This is a genomic window from Shewanella khirikhana (assembly GCF_003957745.1).
GTDB classification, from domain to species: Bacteria; Pseudomonadota; Gammaproteobacteria; order Enterobacterales; family Shewanellaceae; genus Shewanella; species Shewanella khirikhana.
The window spans coordinates 3,461,003-3,485,348 of record NZ_CP020373.1 but is presented as its reverse complement, the minus strand read 5'-3'; the positions used below and the strand labels follow the sequence as shown (position 1 = coordinate 3,485,348).

Below are 24,346 nucleotides of genomic sequence, written 5' to 3'. Positions count from 1 at the left end.
TAATGTTTGCGAGGGGCAATACGCTGACGCCTGAGCAGCGCCAATACCTGTTGGTGACCGCCAACTACTGGGCTTTTACCCTTACCGATGGCGCGCTGCGGATGCTGGTGGTGCTCTACTTCCATCAGCTTGGCTATGCGCCGCTGGCGATCGCCATGTTGTTCCTGTTTTACGAGTTTTTTGGGGTGGTGACCAATCTTGTTGGCGGTTGGCTAGGTGCCCGTATTGGTCTTAACCGCACCATGAATCTGGGGATGGGGCTGCAAATTCTGGCGCTGGGTATGCTGCTGGCACCGGCGGCCTGGCTTACCGTGCCCTGGGTGATGGCGGCGCAGGCATTGTCTGGTATTGCCAAAGATCTCAATAAGATGAGTGCGAAAAGCGCCATCAAGACTCTGGTGCCCAAAGAGGGGCAGGACGAAAAGCTGTTTAAATATATCGCCCTGCTCACAGGTTCTAAAAACGCCCTCAAGGGCGTGGGTTTCTTTTTGGGCGGCGCACTCCTGTCGCTGCTTGGCTTTGCGGGCGCGGTGGCGATTTTGCTCATGCTGCTGGCACTGATTTGGCTGGATAGTCTTGCAGGGCTCAAACGGGAACTCGGCAAGGCCAAGAACAAACCCAAGTTCAAAGATATTTTCTCTAAAAGCCGCAATATCAATATCTTGTCTGCTGCGAGACTGTTTTTGTTTGCCGCGCGGGATGTGTGGTTTGTGGTGGCCTTGCCTGTGTATCTGGCGGTGCAGTTTGGCTGGGACCACTGGCAGGTGGGCAGTTTCCTCGCGGCCTGGATTATTGGTTATGGCTTGGTGCAAACCTCGGCGCCACTCATTACCCGCAGGGCCGGGCGGACGCCGGGCGGTTTTGAGGCCGTGCTTTGGGTTAGCCTGCTGATGTTTACTCCGGCCATTATCGCTTTGGGGCTGGATTGGGGGCTCTACTGGCTCCTGGCCGGGCTGCTGTTGTTTGGCGCTCTGTTTGCCGTTAACTCATCGCTGCACAGCTTTTTGATAGTGCATTACGCCGATGAGGATGGGGTGTCACTGGATGTGGGCTTCTACTATATGGCCAATGCCGCTGGCCGGCTGTTTGGCACCCTGCTCTCTGGTGCCCTGTTCCAAAGTTGGGGACTGGCTGCCTGTTTGTGGGTCAGCGCCGCCATGTTGCTGCTGACCGCCATCATCAGTCTTGGGTTACCAAGGCAGAAATAAGTCTCAGCCGGATGAAATTGGCACCTTCCCTTGGGGTGCCACTTTACCTTGTTATATTGCTGCTACACTTGATGCATGCCCTCAATACAGGAGCTTGCATGACAGCGCCATTCAGATTGCCTTTATCCCGGGAGACTCACCTTGGGTAAGCTATTTGCCAATCGCAAGCGCGATGAACAGACAGTACCGGCAGTGGCGCCCCAGCCTGCCTGGATTATCGGCATCATTGATGATGAGCCCGCCATCCATGATGTGACCCGTCTGGCGCTGAAGCATGTGCGGATTTTTGGCCGGCCGCTTGAGTTTGTCTCCGCCTTCAGTGCCAAAGAAGGCTTTGATTTGGTTAAGAACCATCCCGAGATGGCGCTGGTGCTGCTGGATGTGGTGATGGAAACCGACGAAGCCGGACTCATGCTGGTGGACCGCATCCGCAATGAGCTTGGCAATCATTTGCTGCAAATCGTGCTCAGAACCGGTCAGCCCGGTTACACCCCCGAAGAGGAAGTCATCCTCAAATACGAAATCAACTCCTACAAAACCAAGAGCGAGCTGACCCGCAATAAGCTGTTTACCGTGGTGGCCACTGGCCTGCGCTGTTTCAGGCAGATGGATGCGTTGGAGCGCAGCCGTCAGGGACTCAGATCGGTCATTAACGCTGCCGCCAATTTGTTTCAGGAGCGCTCTATTCATGAATTTGCCAGTGGTGTGCTGGACCAAATCGATGCTCTGTTCAATATCAAGGCCGACAGCCTGTTTTGTGTGTCCCAGCGGCCGCTGAATGGCCCCTTTTCCATTGAGTCGGGCAATCAGGAGTTTTTGGTGGTGGCCGCCAGCGACAAGTTCCGTGATTTTTACGGCAAGAGCCTGGATGAGCTCGACCCTGAGCTGGAACAGCGTCAACTGGTACAGCGGACTCTAAGCGCCAATCAGCACGTCTTTTTACCCAGTTGCAGCTGCCTGTATCTGTCGACTCCATCTGGCTGGCAGGGGGTGATAGTGGCCGAAAATGCCAGTGGGCTGACCCAGGTGGATCAGGAGCTGCTGCAGGTATTTTGCCTCAATGTGGCGCTGGGGCTGGAGAACGCCAAGTTTTTCTCCCACCTCAATAAAGCGGCATTTTTTGATGAACTCACCGGCCTCTACAACCGCGCAGGCATGGTGGAATATGGCGCCGGGTTCCTTAAGCGAGGCAGCCGCGGAGCCGCCAGCCTCTATATGCTGGATATTGATTATTTTCATCAGATTATCGAGTCGCTGGGCTATGAGTTCGGCAATAACATTCTCGGTAAAATGGCGCGGGTGCTGCGTAAGGAATTTGCCAACCGCGCCATGATAGCGCGCCTGCATGCCGACGTGTTTGCGGTGCTGCTGCCCGAAGGGCGACTGACCGCCCACGAGCTGGCGGTGCGCTGCGCCAAACCGCTGATGATAGACGAACAATCGATTCGGCTGGGGCTGACCGTGGGCAGCTCAGTGCTGGAGCAGGGTGACGACATAGATATAGAGCGGATGCTGCGCCATGCCGAGTCGGCGCTCAAGGTCGCCAAAGAGCACAGGCGTGGCTCGGGCGAAACCTTTGATAAACGTTATGAGCAGGCGTCCCGCGACAGCATGACTGTGCTCAGCGACCTGCGTATAGCGCTGGATAATCGCGAGCTGTATCTGGTGTTGCAGCCCAAGGTGGATATTAACCATGGCAATGTGATGGGCTATGAGGCGCTTATCCGCTGGCAGCACCCTGAAAAAGGCAACATCCCCCCCGGGGCCTTCATTCCCGCAGTGGATAAATCCGGGCTTTACTACATGGTCGACCTCTATGTCGCCCGCGCCGCCTGTGAACTTATCAATGAGCATCCCGAGCTGAGGGTGCCGATTTCCATCAATATTTCGGCCAACTCGCTGCACCACGAAACCTTTGTTGATGATCTCAAAGCAGAATTTATCAAAGCAGGTGTGGCCTTCAATCGGGTGGAGCTGGAGGTCACCGAAAATGCGCTGGTGCATTCAGATCGCGCCATTGGCGAGCTGCATCGACTGCATGAAAGCGGCTTTGTGATTTGTCTGGATGACTTTGGCGCCGGCTTCTCATCCCTTGGCTATCTGCTGCGGTTGCCTATTCAGGTAATTAAAATCGACCGGGCTTTTATCTCCCACCTCACCGACAGCGACGAGGCCATTGCCGTGTTACAGGGTATATTGCGTATAGGGCGCGACCTTAATAAACAGCTGATTATTGAAGGGGTTGAAACAGAAGCCCAGTTGGCATTGCTGAAGTCGATGCAGGTGGATTACGTGCAGGGCTTTTTCTTCTACCGCCCATTGCCGGTGAAAGAAGCGCTGGCGCTGCTCGATGGCAGTAATATCTGAGCTGGCCGTACGGCAAGGGACTGACAAAAGCGTATGAATCACACAGATTTGGGTAAACCTTTTTGAGTTTAAAAGGTTTTTCCGGCACTCTGCTTTGGTATTCCAACGAGGTTGCAGGAGGCTGAATCATGGGGATGACACTGACGTTTTACGGCGCCACTGAAGAAGTAACCGGCTCGTGCCATTTGCTTGAACTTAATGGTAAACGGCTGCTGATTGACTGTGGTCTGATCCAGGGCCGTAAAGAGCAGGAAGCCCGTAATCGTGAACCCTTTCCCTTTGACCCCGCCTGCATAGACGCGGTTGTCCTCTCCCACGCGCATATCGACCACTCAGGCAGGCTGCCACTCTTGGTCAAACAGGGCTTCAGCGGCCCGATTTTCACCCACAGCGCTACCCACGAACTGTGCGCCATTCTGCTTAAGGATGCCGCCATGTTGCAGGCCAAAGACACAGAGCGACAAAACAAAAAGCGTCTTAAAAAGGGCCTTGAGCCGCTTGAGGTATTGTTCGATGAAAAAGATGTCGACCATGCCATCAGCCGGTTTATTCCCATCGACTATGGGCTGCGACTCGACCCCATCCCCGGTGTAACCGTGACCCTCAGCGATGCAGGCCATATTCTCGGCTCGGCGCTGCTGGAGTTTGAGCTGGATGATGGAAGGCACCGCAAAAAGCTGGTGTTCTCCGGCGACCTTGGCCGTGCCGGCATGCCGATTTTGCAAGACCCGGTTATGGTCGACAGTGCCGATTTGGTGCTGATGGAGTCGACCTATGGCAACCGTCAGCACCGTAGCTGGGAAGCCACCCTTGCCGAGCTTAAAGTCATTTTCGCCCGCGCCATCAGCGGCAGCAGCGGTAATATTCTGATCCCTGCCTTTTCGGTGGGACGGGCGCAGGAGCTGTTGTACCTGTTCCACCTGTATGCCAAAGACTGGGATTTGTCCCGCTGGACCATCTGTCTGGACAGCCCGATGGCGATTGAGGCCACCAAGGTTTACATCCGCCACTATCCGCTGATGGATGAAGACTTTAAACGCTTTGTGCGCCAACACCCCGGCAAACATCCGCTGCTTTCCGATGTGGAGTTTATCCAAAACACCGAAGACTCGATGGCACTCAATGAGATACATCAGGGACTTATCATCATTGCCGGCAGCGGCATGTGCAATGGTGGCCGCATTCGCTGTCATCTGGAGCACAACCTGTTCAGACCCGAGTGCGACATCATCATCTGTGGCTATCAGGCCGAAGGCACGCCGGGCAGGGCGCTGGTGGATGGTGTCGACAGTCTTACCATCAATGGCCAGTCAATCGATGTCAGGGCACGGATCCATACAGTGGGTGGCCTGTCGGCCCATGCGGATCAGGCAGAGCTGATCCGCTGGTATCAGCACTTTGAGCACAGACCGCCACTGGTGTTGGTGCATGGCGAAAAAGAAGCTCAGGAAATCCTTATGGCTACCCTGGAAAACACCGCCGAGCCTCCCAGGGCACTGGCCGCTGCTGGCTTTGCCGACAGCCTGGACCTGACCGCGCTACCGACGCTGCGCTGGCGTTGGCAGGGGCAGACAGAAGATTAACGCCAACGATTAGCGCTGGCGTTGCTGCATGCCTTACTGCATCATGTTTGCTTTGATGCCTTGGGGGAATGAAGTGGACGCCGTATCGCTGCGCACGGGCCTGATTTATGTCGCTGTTGCCGTGCTGTTCTGGGGCATGTTGCCCATTGCTTTAAAACTGTCGGCAGCCTTTATCGACCCAGTCACTCTGACCTGGTTTCGCTTCTTGGTGGCCCTGCTGGTGAGTGTTGCTGTGCAGTGGCTTGGTGGCCGTTTGCGTCAGTTTGCAGCCCTGAATCGCCGCGACTGGACTATGCTGCTCGCGGCCTCGCTGCTGCTGATGTTCAACTACGTCTCCTTTGTCTATTCCCTCGATTATCTGGCGCCCGGTGTGGCGCAGCTCAGTTTCCAAACCGCGCCCTTTTTCCTTGCCTTTGGCGGGGTGCTGTTTTTTGCCGAGCGGCTTAAGGCGGTGCAATTGGCCTGTTTTGCCTTGCTGGCGCTGGGCATGTACTGCTTTTTTGCCCCCAGACTCAGTTTCGATGGCGGCGCCGGAGAGTTGCTGCTAGGCCTGCTGATTGTGCAGGCATCGGCTTTGGCCTGGACCAGTTATGCGCTGCTGCAAAAGGCGCTGATCCCCAAGCTGTCGCCCGCCAATGTGCTGCTGTTTATTTATGGTGCCGGGATTCTGGTGATGGCGCCGCTATGCGATTTCTCAGCCTTTGCCTCTATGGATCAGGGCGCTTGGCTGGTGGCCATTTTCTGCGCCATCAATACCCTGGTGGCATATGGCTGCTTTGGTCAGTCCATGAAGTATTGGCCCACGGCCCAGGTGAGCGCCATGCTGGCATTGACGCCGGTGGTGAGCTTTACCCTTACCGCCATAGTCGTGGCGCTGAACTGGTGGCCAGGGGTGTTTGTCTCAGATAGCCTTACGGCGCTGAGTTTGGGCGGCATAGTGCTGATTGTCGCCGCCGTGGCGGCACTGCAATTACTGCCGAAGTATCTGGCGGCAAAGGCGGCCCGTGCTCAGGCGCGCACTCAAGCAGAGGGCGAGGCTGTGACAGGGGCAGATGCTGTAACAGGAGAGCCCCGCCAATGACCCCTGGCAATACCCGCGCGGCTTCACCGCAGTTTCAGCGGCCCTTGCAGCTGAGTAGCATCGATGCCGTGGTGTTCGATTTGGATGGCACCCTGGCCCATTCCAATCCCGATTTTCCCGCGATGCGCGCGGCGCTCAGGCTTGCTTCCGGCGCCGATATTCTGGCCCATGTGCAAAGTCTGCCCGCGTCTGAGCAGGCCCGAGCGCTGGATATTGTGCATCATTTCGAGCTGGAAGCGGCTGCCAATGCCAGTTGGATTGATGGTGCGGCTGAGCTGCTGAACTGGCTCCATGCTGAAGGCCTGCCCATAGCCGTGCTGACCCGCAATATGCGCGAAGCCGCCAGCCATACCCTGAGCCGACTCGGGCTTGAAGTCGATGTGCTTTTGACCCGTGAAGATGCGCCGCCAAAGCCTGATCCGGGCGGACTACTCCAGATAGCCAGCCGCTGGCAGCTTGAGCCTGCGCGGCTTTTGTATGTGGGGGATTATCTGTTTGATTTGCAAACCGCCCAGCGGGCAGGCAGCCCGTCCGCTTTGTATTGCCCTGCAGAATTGCCACCTTTTGCCTCTATGGCAGATGTGCTGGTTCCCTGCTATTTTGGCTTGATTGAGGCGTTCAGCGCGAGCCGGCGCGGCTAATCCACAAGAGTCTCAAGCTGTCGGCAATGCCAAACAGCCAGGCCGCAGCCAGCAGATATAGCCCCTGTTGGGCGCTCTCCATGCTCAGGGTGCGGGTATGAAATTCGGCCATCAGCCCGGTGATATCCATTGGCAGACTGCCCGCCAGCAGCTCATCGGCCATTTGTCTTGAGACTGACAGAATATCGGCCAGCATCAATGACAAACTGATGGCCGTGACAATCAAAATAGCCCACCCCAGGCGCTTTTTATTCAGATACAGATGGCCACTGCCGGGGCACACAAATAGATTCAGCAGCAAGGCTTTGAATTCACAGGACCGAGTTGTGGGACTGGAAACCCTGGTGGGGCGCGACATACTGGAGCTTAGCCTCGAACAATGGAATTAGCGCAGCATAGCAGCTCAGCGCCCCCGGGCAAACTCAGTGCTCAGGCGCTTGAAAGGAGAAAACGATGAAGTTCAAATGGATATTCGCACTGGCATTGGCAAGCCAGCCCCTTATTGCCGCCGAGGGGCCATCATTCGACTGCAATAAGCTGGGGCAAAACCCGGCTGTGGCAGAGCGTCTTATTTGCGAGGATGCTGAGCTTGCGGCATTGGACCGACAGCTTGCCAAGGTGTACAGCGGCGCCCGTGAGAAGGCGCACAACGAGCATCCTCCCATGCTGAAAGCCGAGCAGCGTGGCTGGATAAAGGGCCGTAACGAGTGCTGGAAAAGCAGCGACCTGAAAAGCTGCGTGAAGGACAATTATCTGCTGCGCATCGCCGAGTTGCAGGCTCGCTATCGCTTGCTTGCCGAACGAGGTCCCTTCTTTTGGGATTGCGGCACAAACGGAGAATTGGTGGTGAGCTTTTTTGATACCGAACCGCGCACCCTGATTGCCGAGCGGGGCGACAGCGTGTCACTGATGTACAGTGAGCGCAGTGCCAGCGGTGCCAAATACCAGGGCGGGAACGAAAGCTTCTGGGAACATCAGGGAGAAGCCACTGTGACCTGGGGCTATGGCAGCGAGCCATTCAGCTGCAAGCTGAAAAACTAATCCTGCAGCAATAAAAAAGCCGCCCCAAGGCGGCTTTTTTGCATCTGACGGCTTACTCGCCAATCAGGGCTTTAATCATTTTCTGACCAATTTCAGTGTGATGCTGCATGGTCGAGAATTGCTTGGTCACACCGTATGGGCCAAAGGCGTACACGGGAACCGGCGCGGCAGTGTGCGTACCTGTGCCCCAAACCACGTTTTGGTCGGCCGCCAGTGCACGGCCAATCAGGTTGGCATGCACTTCATCGGCGTAAACGTAGAACTCTTTGAAGTCGTTCACTTTAGGGAATACGGTGGCAGACAGGTAGCTGTGGCCATCTACCCAGTACTCGTTGGGTTCGCGCAGGGCAACCGGGGCGGCCTGCTCTGGGGTCACCTTGAACTGGCTGTACTGGTTAATGGCAGCAGCCCACTGATCGCCAGTGGTACCGTCGAAGGCCCAATCAGCGCTCACGCTGTCCATCATGTTGTAGAAGGTGCCGCTCTGGGCGTACAGCTTGTCGAGTTTATCGAGGCTGCCGAAGTTGAAGTTGGGCTGGTAGTCAGCGCCCTGCATGCCGTCGCCTGGCAGGCTCTGGGCTTCCGGCAGGTCTTTGCGGCTGTAGCTCAGGCCGAAGCTGCCGGTTTCGTGGTCGGCGGTCACCAGCACCAGGGTATCGTCGCGCTCTTTGGCCCACTCGTACACGGCGTCCACGGCTTCATCGAAGCGCAGCAGTTCGTTGAGCATCCAACCGGCGTCGTTCACGTGGCCGGCCCAGTCAATCTGGCCGCCTTCGATCATCAGGAAGAAACCATCGGGATCTTTGGAGAGGATATCCAGCGCTTTCAATGTCATGTCGCGCAATGATGGCTCTTTGCAATCACCGGCTTGCTGGCAGGCCTTGTAGGCGATGGCGTCCATCATGCCTGAGTTGGCAAACAGACCCAGCAGCTTGTCACCATCGGCGGCGGCCAGTTGCTCACGGTCAAATGCCAGCTGATAACCTTTGCTTTCCTTGGCCTCTTTAAGCAGGTTGCGGTCGTCCTTACGCTTGGACTTTTTCACCACCGAAGCAGCAGCGCCCAGGGCTGCAAGTTCTGCCTTCACGGCGTCGTTGCTGCTGGCATCCTGTGGGATAAACTCGCGGGCACCGCCTGAGAGCATCACGTCGACCACGGACTTGTCGACCATTTCAGCGGCGATGGCTGACTCATAGCTGCGGTGTGGTTGGTGAGCCGCGAAGGCTGCCGGGGTGGCGTGGGTCAGGCGGGTATCGGATACCAGGCCTGTGGCCTTGCCCTTGGCTTTTGCCATTTCAAGAATGGTTTCAACTACATAACCCTGAGCATCCAGGCCAATCATTTCTGAACCTGCAGGCTTGCCGGTGGCAAGCTGGCTGGCAGAACAGGCGGAGTCAACCACCAGGCTACCGTCAGGACCGTTGAGTGACAGACCCATTTGTCCGGCGTCGCCCAGGCGCTTGAGTGCGGTTTGGTTGCCCTTGGCGTTGTAGGTAGAGGCGGGGGCGCGGCGGGCGTATTCTTCCAGCAGACCTACCTGCTGAGCACCCATGCCGTCGCCAATCATCAGAATGACGTTTTTCACCGAGGTCACTTCCTCGGGCGCCACTTCTTTAATGACCTCGACTTCCTTAATTACTTCAACGGTTTTGTCATCGTTGCAGCCACTCATCAGGGCGGTGGCGATGGCGACTGCCAGCAGGCTTTTATGTTTCATTATCAGCTGTCTCTTTATCCATGAGGGTGAGGTTAAAACGCCCAAGAGTCTGGCGAGACAAGATGACAAAATGACGACGATTTTATTGCAGTTTGAGTAAAGGCTCGTATTTATTGCATTGGAATATCATGCGGTTAAATCACAAGAGCACCTTGCATACCACTTTGCGTACCGCCACTGGCAGCTCACCGGTACCCGGCATATGCATGTCTTCCGGCATGAAAATGGCGAACATATTGGCCTTCAGTGGGATAAAGCAGGCGGCCTCTCGGTTTTGCTCATAATCATATTCAACAAAATCATGGGCTTCGTTGTAGGCAGCCAGCGGCTGTTGCTGCTCCAGCGGCAGGTAACCAAAGGCTTCTTCACCACTGACCACAAATTGCACGTCGGCATAGCGTCTGTGGGTTTCAAAGGGTTCGGTGCCGGCGGGCTGGGTGAGGTAGTCGTTAACGATGGCAAACAGTTTATCGCCGTCGATGGTGTGACGCCCTTTTGGCAGCGCGGCCAGATCTGTACTGGCGAGAAACTCCAGCGCGGCCGTGATGCGCGGATGCAGGTTTGTGTATCTGTGGCGGTTTTCCAGTTTATCTACAATCATTTAAAGCTCCGGCATGGGCATAGCGCCCGGGTTGATGCAGTTGGATATTCAGCTGAAGTTACAGCGTAAAAAGTGGCGCAATTATAGCGCCTGCATCCAGGCAAAGGCAGCGACTTTCAAAACCGGGCCGCAAATTTTGGTGGCAGACGTAAATGGTGTAAGGTGCTTCACTTCCCGGGGATGAGATTCAAGGACAGGCGTTGAAGGCACTGAGATTGCTGGCGGGCAAAACCGCCATGAAAACCATTCGTGAACAAGGGCTTAAGCCTGAGCTTTTTTCGCGCCTGCTGGCGGCTTCGGGCGGCCCCAAGTGGATTGGCATTGCCGGGCTGGACAAGTATCTTTTCAGTGAGTTTTTCAAAGAGCGCCAGACGCCGCTGTATACCCTGGGCGCTTCATCGGGGGCCTGGCGGCTCGCCTGCCTCGCCCAGCAAGACAGATTGCAAGCCTACGCCCGCCTGGAAGCCTTTTATATCGGCCAGCGCTACGATGTAAAACCCAGCCGTGACGAAGTCAGTCGGCAGGTCAGTGGCATAGTGCAGGCCATTTTAGGTGACACTGGCGCCGGGGAGCTGCTGCAAAACCCGGTTATTCGCTCACATTTCGTGGTTTGCCGCGGCAAACACTTAAACCGGGTTAATGGAAAATTGCCCCTGGCGCTGGGATTATCACTGACAGCCGCCACCAACGCGCTCAGTCGCCGCAGCCTCGGCTGGCATTTTGAGCGCTTGGTGTTTTCTCAAAAAGACAATGAATCGCACTTTCGTTTACTCGAGGATTTGCCTACCAGGCAGTGTTTGTTGTCGGAACAAAACCTCAATGCTGTGCTGCAGGCTACCGGGTCCATCCCGCTGCTGCTGGCGCCGGTAAAAGCGATTGCCGGGGCGGGGCAAGGACACTTTTATGATGGTGGGATTACCGACTATCACTTTGATTTTGAACTTGAGCAGCATCAGGGACTGACCCTGTATCCGCACTTCTTCCCTCAGGTGAAGCCGGGCTGGTTTGATAAATCCCTGCCATGGCGACAGGCCGCCGCCAACTACCACAATGCACTCTTGCTGGTGCCATCGGCCGAGTATGTGGCCTCGTTGCCCTACGGGAAAATTCCCGACCGTGACGATTTCAAGACCCTGGACACCGAGAGCCGTCAGCGGTTTTGGCATACGGCGGTGGCCATGAGCGAGCGACTGGCGGATGAGTTTAACGAGGCGCTGCACGGTGGAGAGCTAATACTCGAACCTTTCTCAGAATGAAACAAAGTATTCTGTTTGCTGGTCTAATGCTTGAGACTGATTAATTTTTGTTCATGGGGTTTGTGTGCTGCGAACCTGCTAAAATTTGATCAGTTCGTGAGTTCTACTCCGCAGATTGTTGCAGGAGGTTACCATGCAATCACAGGAAATGGCGTTACTGATCCACGACGCCCTACTGTTGCCAGATGGACGGCTTGAGTTGAGGATTGTTGAGCCGCGCTATTTGCGTATGGTTGCCGAGGTATACAAGGGTTATTACCCGCTGGCCTTCGCAATGCACAAGGCCAATGGTCATCCACCTTGCTACCCTGAAGCGACACAATGCGAGATCATAGACTTTAACCAGTTAGAGGACGATTCCCTCAGTATCATTGTTGAGGGGCGTCAGCGGATTGAAATCCTCTCTGCCCATCAGGAGAAAGACCTGTTGTGGAAGGTGCAGGGTCGGCCGTGTCATAACTGGGAAAAAGAGCCTATCGACGGCGAGTTCGAAATCATCAGCGCCGCTCTGGAGCAATTTTATCAGGTGAATCCCGACCTCTTTGGTCTTTACAGCGATGTACACCTGGAAGATGCTGCCTGGGTCAGCCAACGTTGGCTGGAGGTGTTGCCCATGTACAGTCAGGACAAGTTCAAACTTGCCAATCAGCCTGACTGTCACAAGGCGATGGATTTTGTGCTCAAACTCATCAAATCCCACGCGGGTTAAGCCGGTCAGGGCGGGGCGTTTGCCCCGCCCTGTCTTTGCAATTACACTGAGCGCCCCGTTCCCAAAGGGTTTTTCACGTGACTGATAACGCCAGTGGCGCCCGTGCCGCTCAGCCTTCCTATGTGGTGCTGCCAAGGGACCACACAGCTTCCACTGTATTCGAGTTTCTGTGCAGCCATTTTGCCCGTATTGGCGCAGACGTTTGGCGTGCCCGTATTCTGGACGGCAAGGTGCATTGGCAGGATGGCAGTCCGATTGATTTGCAAACCCCTTACCGTGCTACGGCTCGGGTGTATTACTACCGTGAAGTGGTGGCCGAAACCCGCATTCCGTTTCAGGAACAGATCCTTTATCGCAACGACCACATGATGCTGGTGTTCAAGCCGCATTTTCTGCCGGTCACGCCTTCTGGCAATTATGTCAACGAATGTTTGGTGCACCGGCTGCGGATTGCCACCGGCATAGATACCGTCTCCCCTGCCCACAGGCTCGACCGCGAGACCGCCGGGGTGATGCTGATGAGCCTGAATCCCGATACCCGCCACTGTTATCACGAGCTGTTTTTAAGCGGCCGTATTCGCAAAGACTATGAGGCCGTTGCCAGACTGACCCCCGAGCTGATGGCGAGCCTGGACGAAGGGCTCGAATTACCCAAACACTGGACCGTGAAAAACCGTATGGCCGAGGCTGAGCCGTCGTTTTTGATGCGGGTGGTGGCGGGTGAGGCCAATAGCCATTCTGAGATTTCACTGCTCAAACATCAGGGCGATCGCGGTTTGTTCGAACTCAGCCCCATCACCGGCAAAACCCATCAACTGCGGGTACATATGCAGAGCCTGGGAATGCCGCTGGAAAACGATCGCTTCTATCCACAGCTGATGCCCAAATCGGCAGACAATTTTGACCGCCCACTCAAGCTGGTGGCCAAGCGGCTGCGCTTTACCGATCCGCTCAGCGGCGAAGCTATCGATATGGGTTGCAACGGTTTTGCCGGTGAATTTGCCTGACAGCATATTCGTCTGTTTTCGCTCAGTTACACAATGTTACTGCTGTTGCCGGTTGTGAATGGGCTTTGGCTAACTCCATGGCGGGTGGGAAGCCCTTTTGTTAATCAGGCATTAAATCCTTTTCTTACAGAACATTGTGCTAATATTGTAACTAGACGTAACATTTTACACGGTGTAGGCTGGCTGTTAATTCCCGTCGTTGTCCGGCTTAGGAAATGGATTTTCCCCACGCAATATCAAGGTGTTTGATTTCGGTTGACGGCTGACATCATTTCTTTGGTATCCAACTATGTCTATTGCAACCATCACATCAGCGCCGAGTGAGCTGCCCCACGGCCATGCTATCTGGATTGGCCCCCGCGAACCTCAGCCATGGCACCCCTGGTTTTCAGAACTCTCCTGTGCCGACGAGGCAAGCCGTCAGGGCAACAACAGCACCATGATAGTGCTGGCGTTGCCGGCTGAAGAGCAGGATGCGGCGCTGCGGCTTTTGCGTGGCAACAGTGCCACAGCGCTGTCGCTTATTTTTGTGCTGCACGAAAGCGCGCTGTCGCCGTTTTTGGCCAACGGTGTCTTTGACTCCCAATTCAGAGAACACTGCACCGAGCATGAGCAGCGCCTCGAACAAATGCGCCTGGCCCATGGCGATGACCCTGAATTCAAGCTGCTGTGCTGGCTGTGGCTGACCGACTCGGCACTGGCGCCCCACGCGGTGCCGTCACGGCCCGAGCTCTACGATTACCCGCTGCTGAGAGCCTGGGGCATGGACAGCCAGGAGGTCTTTGCCTGGCTTAACAGTCTCAAGCAAAAGGGCTGGATTGAACCCAAGCGCCTCTACAACCGCACCCGCTATTGCCCGCACTGCTACTCGGGCCACCTGAATTACATCGACGTTTGCCCCCGTTGTCGCAGTCTCGATATCGAGCATCGCAGCAGTCTGCATTGTTTCAACTGCGGCCATGTGGGGGCCAAGGAAGACTTTCTGCGCAGCGGCAATCTGGGTTGCCCCAATTGTCTGACTCAGCTCAGGCACATAGGGGTAGACTACGATCGTCCCATTGAAAATCAGGGCTGTAACAGCTGCGATCACCTGTTTGTGGAGGCAAGCGTTGAAGCCCACTGCCTACACTGCTCGACCCCATCCGGACTCGACAGGCTCAAGGTACGTAACATTCACAGCTTCCGCCTGACCCCCGCCGGTCGTGCGCTGGTGCGTCAGGGGGCGCTGCAAAACCTGTTTCAGATGGTGCCCGGCGAGCGCATGAGTCAGGGCCAGTTTCTGTGGCTGGTTAACTGGCAGAATCAACTGGCACAGCGCCATGGTCACCATCATTCGCTGATGTCGATTGAGATGCTGAATCTGGACGCCTTTCTCAAGGCCGAAGGCGAAACCCGTGGCTTTGCCCGATTGGATGCCATGATGGAGCGGCTCAAGGGGCTTATTCGCGTCACCGATGCCTGCAGCAATTACACCGCCCAGGGGTTGCTGCTGTTTTTGCCTTATACCGAGGTGTCCCACGTTCAGGTTGTGGCCGATAAACTCAGAGAAATGGAAGAGTTGCAGGAAGGCAGCCGCATCGAAGTCCGTCTGCGGGCGCTGTCGCTGCCTGCTGAGACTGGCCCAGCCATCGATGAGTGGCTGGCACAGGCGCTTGCCGGGGCGCCGCAGCTTTGATGAGTGAGTTGCATACCATTGAGTACATTCTGGCGGATGTCTGGCATCAGCTGGGCACCCACCGCAGCTTTTTGGTGTATCTGGTTCCGCTGATCCTCTGCTATGAACTGCCCTTGATGCTGATGGTGGTGCTGGGCATTTTACGCTTTTATTATCAGCAATATATGCAGCCGCCCAAGGTGTCGTCCTACTTGCCGAAGGTGTCCTGCGTTATCACCTGTTACGCCGAAGGCGAGGCGGTGCGCTCGACCATAGAGTCCTTTGTGGAGCAGATTTATGACGGCGAGATGGAAATCATCGCCGTGGTGGACGGCGCGGTGCAAAACGACCACTCCTATCAGGTGGCGATGAAGGCCAGCCGGGAGCTGTCGCGGCCGGGGCGCAACGTGATAGTGCTGCCCAAGTGGCAACGGGGCGGAAGGGTTTCAACCCTCAATGCCGGGCTGAGTGTTGCCACAGGTGAGCTGGTGCTCAACGCCGATGCCGATACCTCGTTTGATAACGACATGGTGTCGACCATAGTGCCCTATTTTGAAGACCCCAACGTGCCCGCCGTGGGCGGCGCGCTGCGGGTGCGTAACGTCAAAGACAGCTTCTGGACCCGCATGCAGGCCATCGAATACCTGATTTCGATGCAGGGCGGTAAAACCGGTCTTGGTCAGTGGAATCTGCTTAACAATGTCTCGGGTGCGTTCGGGGCGTTCAGGCGCGAACTGCTGATCCAGATTGGCGGCTGGGATACCCATACCGCGGAAGACCTGGATTTGACCCTGCGCTTCAAACAATACTTTGCCCGCCACCCCGAGTGGCATATTCCCTTTGCGACCCTGGCCATTGGCCACACAGACGCGCCGCCGGATCTGAAAACCCTGGTACTGCAGCGATTGCGCTGGGACGGCGACCTGTTGTTTCTGTATTTCCGTAAGCATTGGCCTGCTTTTACCCCTAAACTCTTGGGCACAGGTACATTTTTATTCACATTACTGTACGGCTTCCTGCAAAATGTACTGATGCCCTTTGTGATAGTGATCTACGGGGTGGGGCTGATGCTCGCCTATCCCTGGCAGTTTTTGACCTCGATAGCCATGACGATTTACGTGTTCTATCTGGGCTTTTTGGTGTTTTTCTATTTGTTGGTGTTGCTGGCAATTTCGGAGCGGCCTTCCCAGGATTGGAAGCTGGCCGTGTGGTTGCCCGTGTACCCCTTTTATGCCCTGTTTATGCGGCTTGTATGTGCATTTGCGCTTCTCAACGAAGTGGTGCGCCGCTCCCATGAGGAGAGTTCCATGGCGCCCTGGTGGGTGATGAAGCGCGGGAGAAGATTTTAAGTGAAGGTGAGTTACAGTCCGTCGGACAAGGCGCAGGCGCCTACCCAGGAGTCCGGCGTTAAGGTGAATTACGACAAGCCCAAGCGTGGTGGCTATCGTGGCCGTTGGTATTTGCTGCTGGCGTTGGTGATCACCCCAGTGCTGTTGGTGCTGTGGTTTTTGTTGAAGCCATGGCTGTTTGTGCTGGCCCCCGGCATTGTTACCAGCGAGCCGCTGGAGATGCGCTCTCCGGCTGCGGGCATGGTCAACGCGGTATACCAAAAGCGTGGCGATGCCGTGAGTGCAGGTCAGCCACTGCTGGTGCTGAAAGACCCGGCGCTGGACGCGCAGATTCAGGGGCTGGAGCGGCAACTGGCGCAGATGCAGCAGTTTCGTGACCTTGGCGCCGAGATAAGCAGTCAGCTCAGCGAAAAAATCCGCGTCGCCGATGAAGGGGTGAAGCGTCAGGACGAATTGCTGGCCCAGTTTGAGAAGTTTCGCGCCAAAGGCGTGGTGCCGACCGCCGACATGGCGGCCGTGATGCAGGCGCACACATCGGCCAAAATGGCGCTGGAGCAGGCCAGGGCCGAGCTTATTATGGAGCAGCAGCGTCAGCAGGAATCCCGCCAGGCAGGGGTGGTTACCCAAAGCCGTCAACGGATGGAGCTGGAGCTGTCGCGTCTTAAAGCGTTGCGGGAGCAGCTCACCATTCGTGCGCCTTACGATGCGCGGGTGGCCGATATTCAGGTGCAGGTGGGTGAGCAGTTGGCATTGGAGCGGCCGCTGCTGTGGCTCTCTGGCCGCGCTAATCCTGTGGTGGTGACTTACCTTGACCCCAAATACCTCGACTACGCAGGCCTGGGGCAGGAAGCCAGTATTCGGCTGCCCAACGGCGACAGTTTCCGTGGCCGGGTGGAAGAACCCACCGAGCTGGTAAGTAAGCTGCCCAAGCAGTTGTCTGGCCCGTTCGACGGTGAAAAACCGGTGCTCAAGGTCACGCTGACTCCTGACGATGCCCTGCCACTGGCGGTGGAAGGGGTACCGGTTGAAGTGAGTTTCGACCGTTTTTAAGTTTTGAATACAATATCCATTGATAAAGTGTGCCAGTGCCCGTAAGCTTCCCTGAGCGAATAGAAACAACAAACAGAAACAGCAGATGGGGAAGATAATGAAAAGCACACAGCTGATACTGGCACTGGCAGCCGCAACTTTATTGGGGCTGGCGGTTTGGCAGCTGGGCGGAGCCGATAAGGCGCCAGCAGCTTCTGAGCCGCTGCCGACAACCGAAGCCATCAAAGCCCAAGCGTCAGGAACTGAAACAGGGGCAGCGCCGTCTACTGCAACAACCGATACCGCACAGCTGGCTGTACAGTCAGAACCAAAGGCTGCAGTAGAGGCAGCGCAGAAGATGGCTTCAGACACCACAGAGAATATCGCCGCAGAGGTCCAGAGCTCTGGTATCCCATCGCCGGACGCGCCCCTGCCGCCCCCTGCCGGGGCAGAGCCAATGAAGCGCACTCCGGCCCCCGGCAGCGGCGCTTCATCCACGCCCGTGAGCCTGCCACCTCCGCCAAAGGCGTAAGCCCAATTGGCCGCAAAAAGCCCTGCATTGCAGGGCTTTTTCATTGAACCATCACCTACTTCAGAGCGTTAAGGCGGTCTTGTCAGTGCTCACGAGGCGGCAGGAACTCGGTCTCGCTCATGTCGGCATGCAGCACCGCGATACGGCTGGGAGCGCCTGAATCTGACAGATGCACCAAACCAATGCCGCTTTGATTGACCAGCCGTTTACTGCGTTCGCCATTGGGCCTGCGGCCTCGAATGAGCATACGTTTCCGCTTGGTGAACAGGTTCAGCGGCGAGAAATAACCATAGAGCCAGCCATTGAGTTTATCGAACCAGGGCAGCAGTTTTTCAGGAAACTGATTCTTAATGCCGCTGGAGGTGATTTGGTAAATATTGGGGCTGGCGTGACGGAAACGAATACGCACATCGTAAGCAAAGGAATAGTGCACGTCCCCCGAGAGAATAATGAACTCCTGCGGGGTTTTACGGTGCATAAACATCGACAGCAGGGCGCCGGCGGCACCGGGATGCGCCATCCAGTTTTCGGCATCCACCAACAATGAGCCGCCGAGCAGAGTCGCGGTGCGCTGCACAGCTTCAATCAGTTTGACGCCAAACATGGGCGCAGCCGAGACGATTATCACCTTCTCCTGGCCAATCAGCTGCTGCTGAAAGTCCATCAGGGCTTCCCAGTCCATCAAGCCCGACGGCTTGGCGAGATTGGACTCGCTGCGCCAGCGGCGGGTGCGGGTGTCCAGCACCACCAGTCTGGGGCTGGTGTCCAGATGAAAATGCCAGTCCTCAAATCTCAGTAACTTGTGTATCAAAGTATCCTGACTTATCGATGCACTCTCGTCTGCGGACGTATCCTCGCTGGACGCGCCCTGTGCCTCTAGCCTCGGCTGCGCCAGCAGCGCCTTAAGGTCGGCGATAACAGCATCAAACTTTTGCGGCGCATTGCCTATGGCCTGAAACAGGGTGTAGCTGAGCAGGGCATTGCCGATGATACGTTTGGAAAAGGCATGACCATAGGCTGCCTCTTCCCATTTGGCGGTGAGATTCCAGTCGTCGGTAATGTCGTGGTCGTCAAAAATCATGTAAGTGGGCAGGTGGGCCATCAGGCGCCTGACCTGAGCGAGCCCGGCCCTGAACGCCAGCAGGTGATCCCACTCCTTTTGCCACTGGGTGAGGCGTTTGCCGCCAAGTCCCTGGGGTGATTTGGGAATATCAATCAGCTGCCACAGCTCCGGCGACCACACCAGCAAATACAGCGCCGACATTTCGGCAAAACTCACCAGATGGTTGTCGGCAATGGAAGAGGTGAAAATTGGATGATTGATATACCAGCGCCACAGCGCGGTTTTGGCCGGGTACTGGGTGTGGGGCAACAGCCCTTTGTACCTCTGGTACATGTTGGCGGGCGTGTAATCAATCTCGTCACTGCCAGTCAGCGGCGCGCCGACAAAGTCTTCCTGGCGGAGTTTCAGTAATTCAATCACCTGCTTGATGGCATACACCATGGGACCGGCTATATCGTCGATATAAACCTGATCGCCGCTTAGCATCAGCAGCGCCGGGCGTTCTGTATTGGCTTGGGCCAACAGGGTGTCGGCGGCCACCAGGGCATCGCCACTGTGGTGGTGCGGGTTGCGGCAACTGCCATGGAGCAGCGAATGAATATTTCGGCTCGGGATAAGATTGGGCAGGTCGTGTCCGGGATAGGTCAGACCATCCAGTTCACCAAGCAGGCTGTGGTCGCTCTCGACAAGATCGTAGCTGATGCGCTTACCTTCGGGCAGCAGTTCGTCGTCAGTGACTCTGAGCAGATACATCCAGGCCGCTTCACCCAGAGGGATTTCATCAATATGTGGCTGATAATTTTCGCCATTCAGGGTAAGCGTGGGGGCGTTCAGGGGGCGCGAGCTGACCAGCCAGAGTGTCAGGGTGTTTTGGTCACAGTGACGAACAATAGGGCCGGCAATCAGAGTTGGGAGTGAGAGTGGTGCTTGGCTGCTGTCCATGGATGTGGTTTAAGAATACCTCGATGCGGCGCGCCTGACTGACGGCGAACAAATACTGCCTCAAGGGTAAAAAAAGCCTGCTGCGGCCACAAGAGCCCCGGGGTATTTAATCGTAAGCTGATGTAAAGGCTGGGCTTGCCATGCTAGGCTTTGGCCATTCTTTGTCTAAGGAAGGTGCGACGACTTGTTCGCGCCTTCCCTGAGTAAATGGGATTCATAGGGGAGTTTATGGCAAACATCATGGTAACGGGTGCTACAGGGCTGCTTGGCCGCGCTGTGGTCAGGGCATTGTCTGCCAGCCACACAGTCACAGGCACAGGCTTCAGCCGCGCCGCCGAAGGCATTGCCCGTCTGGACTTAACCGATGCCGACGCAGTGGCAGCGGCGGTTGCCGAGATTGCACCTCAGGTGATAGTGCACTGCGCCGCCGAGCGAAGACCCGATGTCTCAGCGCAAAATCCCGATGCGGCCAAGGCGCTGAACCTATCGGCCACTGAGGCGCTGTGTCAGGCGGCCAAGGCGTGTGGCGCCTGGCTGATTTATATCTCCACCGACTATGTGTTCGATGGCACTGAGGCGCCCTATGCGGAAGATGCCGCGCCCAATCCAGTCAATTTTTACGGTGAAACCAAGCTGATGGGTGAGCAGGCAGTCACGCGGCTGCTCCCTGAGTCAGCCATTTTACGGCTGCCCATTTTGTATGGTGAAGTTGAGCGCCTGAGTGAGTCGGCGGTGCTGGTGCTGATTGAGCAGCTTTTGGATTATCAAAAGCAAGGGGTGGATGACTGGGCCGTGCGCAGACCTACCTCCACCATGGATATTGCCGATGCCATCGATGGCATGATTGGCAAGCATCTCGCAGGCGAGGCCATCAACGGCATTTATCATTTCAGTGCCGCCGAAACCATGACCAAGCACGGCATGATAGTGGCACTGGCTGAGGTGTTGGGTAAAGACAGCGGCCATTTGATTGCCCAGTCGAGTCCAACAGATACCGCCAAACGGCCAAAGGATTGTACCTTGAGCTGCAAGCGGCTCGAGGCGCTGGGGCTGTTGAAGACCCGGCCTTTCAAAGTGGCGGCGGCCGAAGCGCTTGCAGCCTCGGCGGCGGCGCTTGCCAGGGCTGGCAACTAAGCTTGCGGTGAATAGACATATTACCGTCAATGAAAAGGGGCCATTAGGCCCCTTTTGCACATATCTCACATTCCAGCCACGGCTGAGAGTTATTCAAACCTGGTGGGCTTATTGCGGTTCACCCACAGGCTCAGCAGCATGGAGCCCACCAATATGGTTGCCACCACCCCAAGGGCGATGCCGATAGGTAGGTGGAACACATCAATCAGCATCAGCTTGAAGCCGATAAATACCAGAATGATAGCCAGACCATATTTGAGCAGGCTGAACTTTTCGGCCGCGCCCTGCAGCAGGAAGTACATGGCTCGCAGGCCCATGATGGCGAAGATATTGGAGGTGAGCACGATAAAGGGATCGGTCGTCACCGCGAAGATGGCCGGGATACTGTCCACCGCGAAGATAAGATCGCTTATCTCCACCAAAATCAGTACTAAAAACAGCGGTGTGGCGTACTTAACCCCTTCACGCAGCACAAAGAAGCGCTCACCTTCGAGATGCTCAGTGAGCTTCATTTTGCTGCGAAGCCAAATCAATCCACGATTGGTGGAAAGGTCGGTTTCCTTATCGGCGGTCAGCAGCATCTTGGCGCCGGTGAATACCAGGAAGGCACCGAATACATACAAAAGCCAGTGGAACTGATTAATCAGCCAGATACCGCCAAACACCATGCCGGCACGCATCACAATGGCGCCAAGCACCCCGTACAACAACACCCGTCGTTGCAGCTCGGGTGGAATGGCAAAGTAAGAGAAAATCATCAACCAAACGAAGACGTTATCCACCGCCAATGCTTTTTCAATCACATAGGCTGTCAGGAATTCCAGCGCCTTGTCGTTGGCAATTTCACGGCCAACCGAGTAATCGAACCAGGCCCAAACACCGGCGTTGAACGCCATGGCCACCACAAACCACACCAACGACCAGGTCAGCGCCTCTTTCATCGAGACTTTATGACTCTTGCCGCCCACAAATTTGATATCGACCCACAAGAGGGTCAGCACTATGGCCGCAAACGCGGCCCATAACCACCAGGTTTCCATGAGTAAAGCTCCAAAAACAAAAACAGCCTGTACCGGACGGCACAAGCTGCTCTGAATTGGAGATACACCTTGCCCGTCGGCAAGGTCTCACTTACAGCCCCCCATGGCTGCCTGGTTGCCGGGTGCAAAGCACCGTCATGACGACAAACCAGCGAGAAGTTACTCCCCTTGTTGGCGCCTACTGTAACAGTGCCGAACAGGCCGCGCCAGAGGCCAGATGAAAAATAGTCCGAAGGCTGCAATTTGCTACATAATGGTTAAAAAAGTAGCACCTTCAGGCGATTGTTGGGAGCAGCTATTGAGCTAGTCTGAACAGATGCAGGTTAGCCGTAGCACCTGTTTTCAATCATTTAAGGAGTGCATTATGGATATGCGGATCGGCATGGGCATGCTGCTGGCGTGTGTAACCGGGTTAACTGCGGCGGCCGAGGCACCAAAGCCTGCAACCCCATCGACCAAAGCCATCAATCAGGCGGTTAAGGATGCCCTGGCTTTTGAAGATAAGTCAGATTTTGATAATGCCCGTAAAGGCTTTATCGCCGCACCGGCCAAGGTGACCATTACCAGCGACAATGGTGCTCCAGTGTGGGATTTGGAGCAGTACAAAACCTACATTACCCAGGATGCCGCTGCGCCTGACACTGTTAACCCGTCGCTGTGGCGTAATGCCCAGCTGAACATGCTCCATGGCCTGTTTGAAGTCACCAAGGGCATCTATCAGGTGCGCGGCTACGACTTATCCAACATCACCTTTGTGAAGGGGGATTCCGGCTGGATTGTGTTCGACCCGCTGATCTCCGCCGAAACCGCCAAGGCGGCGTACGAACTGATAAGTGAGAACGTCGGCAAGTTTCCGGTGAAAGCCGTGGTTTACAGCCACAGCCATGTGGATCACTTTGGCGGGGTGCGCGGCCTGGTGAGTGAAGCCGACGTAGCCGCAGGCAAGGTAGCCATTATCGCCCCTGAGCACTTTACCGAGCACGCAGTCAGCGAAAACGTGATTGCCGGTAATGCCATGTCCCGCCGCGCCATTTACATGTATGGCGCCCTGTTGCCCCGAAATCCGCAGGGCGGTGTCAATGGCGGCCTTGGGCAAACCACCTCCACAGGTGCGGCTGGGTTGTTGCTGCCGACCATCGAAATCAAAAAGACCGGCGAAGAGCTGAATATCGATGGCGTGAAAATGGTATTCCAGATGACTCCGGGCACTGAGGCTCCGGCGGAAATGAATACCCTGTTCCCGGATTTCAAGGCGCTGTGGATGGCCGAGAACACCACCAACACCATGCACAATATCCTCACTCTGCGTGGCGCCCAGGTGCGGGATGCGCTCAAATGGTCTGGCTTTTTGAACGAAACCATCGACAGCTTTATGCCCGGCGTGGAAGTGAAGTTCCAAAGCCACCACTGGCCGCTGTGGGGTAACGACAAAATTGTCGAATACATGGAAAAACAGCGTGATATCTACAAATTCACCCACGACCAGACTGTGCGCCTGATGAACCAGGGTTATGTTGGCAGCGAGATTTCCGAAATGATTAAGCTGCCGCCGGAACTTGAGCGCAACTGGGCGACCCGCGGTTATTACGGTACCTTGAGACACAACTCCCGCGCCGTGTATCAGCGTTACATGGGCTGGTACGACGGCAACCCTGCCAATCTCAATAATCTGCCGCCGGAAGACGCCGCTAAAAAGTACGTCGACTACATGGGCGGCAGTGCGGCCATGCTGAAAAAGGCCAAAGCCGACTTCGACAAGGGCGAGTACCGCTGGGTGGCCGAGGTGATGAAGCAACTGGTGTTTGCCGAGCCCGGTAATACCCAGGCCAAAAATCTGCTGGCCGACAGTTTTGAGCAGCTGGGTTATCAGGCAGAGTCTGGCCCCTGGCGCTCAGTCTATTTGCAGGGGGCGTTTGAGCTCAGAAACGGGGTGCCAACCTCGGGCGGAGTAAATACCGCCAGCCCTGACATTATCCGCGCCATGACCCCAGAGATGGTGTTTGACTACTTTGCGGTGCGCCTCAACAGCGATAAAGCCGCCGGTAAGAACCTGACGCTCGAGATCCGCTTTAAGGATCTTAAACGTGATTTCTGCCTGAATGTGAAAAATGCCGTACTCAACTATGCCGAGCGTCAGTGTAAAACCAGCGATGTGTCGGTGACGCTCGATAAGGTGGTGCTGGATGATATTCAGCTCGGCAAGGGCAGCATTGATGACATGGTGAAGGCTGGCAAGGTGAGCCTGACCGGCAGTGAAGCGAGCCTCAAGGAGTTTACCGGCATGCTGGATAACTTCAATTTCTGGTTCAACATAGTGACGCCATAACCAAAGTCTGAGCGCTGCATCAGCCAAGAAAACGCCTGGCCTGTGCCGGGCTTTTTTATGGTGCAA

20 protein-coding genes are annotated in these 24,346 nt (G+C 55.9%); 15 read left to right on the top strand and 5 right to left on the bottom strand.

Features of this window, described 5'->3' with window-relative positions; all coding sequences use genetic code 11:
* Positions 1–2: 2 nt before the first annotated feature.
* The 5 genes from arsJ (at position 3) to STH12_RS15250 (ending at position 6,880) form a co-directional block, all read left to right on the top strand.
* Complete coding sequence (gene arsJ / locus STH12_RS15270) at positions 3–1,208, top strand: organoarsenical effux MFS transporter ArsJ (RefSeq protein WP_126168334.1); 1,206 nt, start codon at positions 3–5, stop codon at positions 1,206–1,208.
* Between the two features lie 141 nt (positions 1,209–1,349).
* Complete coding sequence (locus STH12_RS15265) at positions 1,350–3,575, top strand: two-component system response regulator (RefSeq protein ID WP_126168333.1); 2,226 nt, start codon at positions 1,350–1,352, stop codon at positions 3,573–3,575.
* Between the two features lie 128 nt (positions 3,576–3,703).
* The gene (locus tag STH12_RS15260; protein ID WP_126168332.1) at positions 3,704–5,158 is read left to right on the top strand and encodes an MBL fold metallo-hydrolase RNA specificity domain-containing protein; all 1,455 of its coding nucleotides are present in this window, start codon (positions 3,704–3,706) and stop codon (positions 5,156–5,158) included.
* A gap of 55 nt (positions 5,159–5,213) precedes the next feature.
* Positions 5,214–6,239 carry a DMT family transporter gene (locus STH12_RS15255; protein ID WP_126169551.1) on the top strand — a complete coding sequence of 342 codons (1,026 nt, stop codon included), beginning with the start codon at positions 5,214–5,216 and terminating at the stop codon, positions 6,237–6,239.
* Positions 6,236–6,880 carry an HAD family hydrolase gene (locus STH12_RS15250; RefSeq protein WP_126168331.1) on the top strand — a complete coding sequence of 215 codons (645 nt, stop codon included), beginning with the start codon at positions 6,236–6,238 and terminating at the stop codon, positions 6,878–6,880. The genes STH12_RS15255 and STH12_RS15250 overlap by 4 nt, the downstream gene beginning before the upstream one ends.
* Here the strand turns inward: STH12_RS15250 and STH12_RS15245 are convergent.
* Entirely contained in the window at positions 6,858–7,181 is a 324-nt protein-coding gene (locus STH12_RS15245; protein ID WP_126168330.1) for a hypothetical protein, read from the bottom strand. The two genes, STH12_RS15250 and STH12_RS15245, sit on opposite strands and share 23 nt — an antisense overlap.
* A gap of 152 nt (positions 7,182–7,333) precedes the next feature.
* On the opposite strand from STH12_RS15245, the gene STH12_RS15240 reads away from it, so the two are divergent.
* On the top strand, positions 7,334–7,921 hold the full coding sequence (locus STH12_RS15240) for an MliC family protein (RefSeq protein WP_126168329.1): 588 nt from the start codon (positions 7,334–7,336) through the stop codon (positions 7,919–7,921).
* A 52-nt stretch (positions 7,922–7,973) separates the two neighbouring features.
* Here the strand turns inward: STH12_RS15240 and STH12_RS15235 are convergent, their stop codons facing one another.
* Both STH12_RS15235 and STH12_RS15230 read right to left on the bottom strand, forming a co-directional pair.
* Positions 7,974–9,638: an alkaline phosphatase gene (locus STH12_RS15235; protein ID WP_126168328.1), complete on the bottom strand. Its 1,665-nt coding sequence runs from the start codon at positions 9,636–9,638 to the stop codon at positions 7,974–7,976.
* 139 nt (positions 9,639–9,777) lie between these two features.
* Positions 9,778–10,239 carry a NanQ anomerase/TabA/YiaL family protein gene (locus tag STH12_RS15230; RefSeq protein WP_126168327.1) on the bottom strand — a complete coding sequence of 154 codons (462 nt, stop codon included), beginning with the start codon at positions 10,237–10,239 and terminating at the stop codon, positions 9,778–9,780.
* Between the two features lie 200 nt (positions 10,240–10,439).
* Between STH12_RS15230 and STH12_RS15225 the strand changes: the two genes are divergently transcribed.
* The 7 genes from STH12_RS15225 to STH12_RS15195 all read left to right on the top strand — a co-directional run bounded on the left by STH12_RS15225 (position 10,440) and on the right by STH12_RS15195 (position 17,775).
* Positions 10,440–11,495, top strand: coding sequence for an alpha/beta hydrolase (locus tag STH12_RS15225; RefSeq protein WP_126168326.1), 1,056 nt, complete (start codon positions 10,440–10,442; stop codon positions 11,493–11,495).
* Between the two features lie 133 nt (positions 11,496–11,628).
* Positions 11,629–12,204, top strand: a complete 576-nt coding sequence (locus STH12_RS15220; RefSeq protein ID WP_126168325.1) for an LON peptidase substrate-binding domain-containing protein — start codon at positions 11,629–11,631, stop codon at positions 12,202–12,204.
* Between the two features lie 77 nt (positions 12,205–12,281).
* Positions 12,282–13,211 carry a pseudouridine synthase gene (locus tag STH12_RS15215; RefSeq protein ID WP_126168324.1) on the top strand — a complete coding sequence of 310 codons (930 nt, stop codon included), beginning with the start codon at positions 12,282–12,284 and terminating at the stop codon, positions 13,209–13,211.
* A gap of 289 nt (positions 13,212–13,500) precedes the next feature.
* Positions 13,501–14,886 (top strand): TackOD1 domain-containing metal-binding protein, encoded by a 1,386-nt coding sequence (locus tag STH12_RS15210; protein ID WP_126168323.1) that lies wholly within the window; start codon positions 13,501–13,503, stop codon positions 14,884–14,886.
* Complete coding sequence (locus STH12_RS15205; RefSeq protein ID WP_126168322.1) at positions 14,886–16,214, top strand: glycosyltransferase family 2 protein; 1,329 nt, start codon at positions 14,886–14,888, stop codon at positions 16,212–16,214. The genes STH12_RS15210 and STH12_RS15205 overlap by 1 nt, the downstream gene beginning before the upstream one ends.
* A complete protein-coding gene (locus STH12_RS15200; RefSeq protein WP_126168321.1) occupies positions 16,215–17,264 on the top strand; it encodes an HlyD family secretion protein in 1,050 nt (349 codons plus the stop codon).
* A gap of 97 nt (positions 17,265–17,361) precedes the next feature.
* On the top strand, positions 17,362–17,775 hold the full coding sequence (locus tag STH12_RS15195; protein ID WP_126168320.1) for a hypothetical protein: 414 nt from the start codon (positions 17,362–17,364) through the stop codon (positions 17,773–17,775).
* 82 nt (positions 17,776–17,857) lie between these two features.
* Here the strand turns inward: STH12_RS15195 and STH12_RS15190 are convergent, their stop codons facing one another.
* Complete coding sequence (locus STH12_RS15190) at positions 17,858–19,780, bottom strand: metallophosphoesterase family protein (protein ID WP_126168319.1); 1,923 nt, start codon at positions 19,778–19,780, stop codon at positions 17,858–17,860.
* A gap of 228 nt (positions 19,781–20,008) precedes the next feature.
* Between STH12_RS15190 and STH12_RS15185 the strand changes: the two genes are divergently transcribed.
* Positions 20,009–20,914, top strand: a complete 906-nt coding sequence (locus tag STH12_RS15185; protein ID WP_237158634.1) for a dTDP-4-dehydrorhamnose reductase family protein — start codon at positions 20,009–20,011, stop codon at positions 20,912–20,914.
* An 89-nt stretch (positions 20,915–21,003) separates the two neighbouring features.
* On the opposite strand, the gene STH12_RS15180 is transcribed toward STH12_RS15185, so the two are convergent.
* Positions 21,004–21,954, bottom strand: a complete 951-nt coding sequence (locus STH12_RS15180; RefSeq protein ID WP_126168317.1) for a TerC family protein — start codon at positions 21,952–21,954, stop codon at positions 21,004–21,006.
* A gap of 364 nt (positions 21,955–22,318) precedes the next feature.
* Here STH12_RS15180 and STH12_RS15175 point away from each other — a divergent pair, with 364 nt between their 5' ends.
* A complete protein-coding gene (locus STH12_RS15175; protein WP_237158633.1) occupies positions 22,319–24,280 on the top strand; it encodes an alkyl/aryl-sulfatase in 1,962 nt (653 codons plus the stop codon).
* The last annotated feature ends 66 nt before the right edge of the window (positions 24,281–24,346 follow it).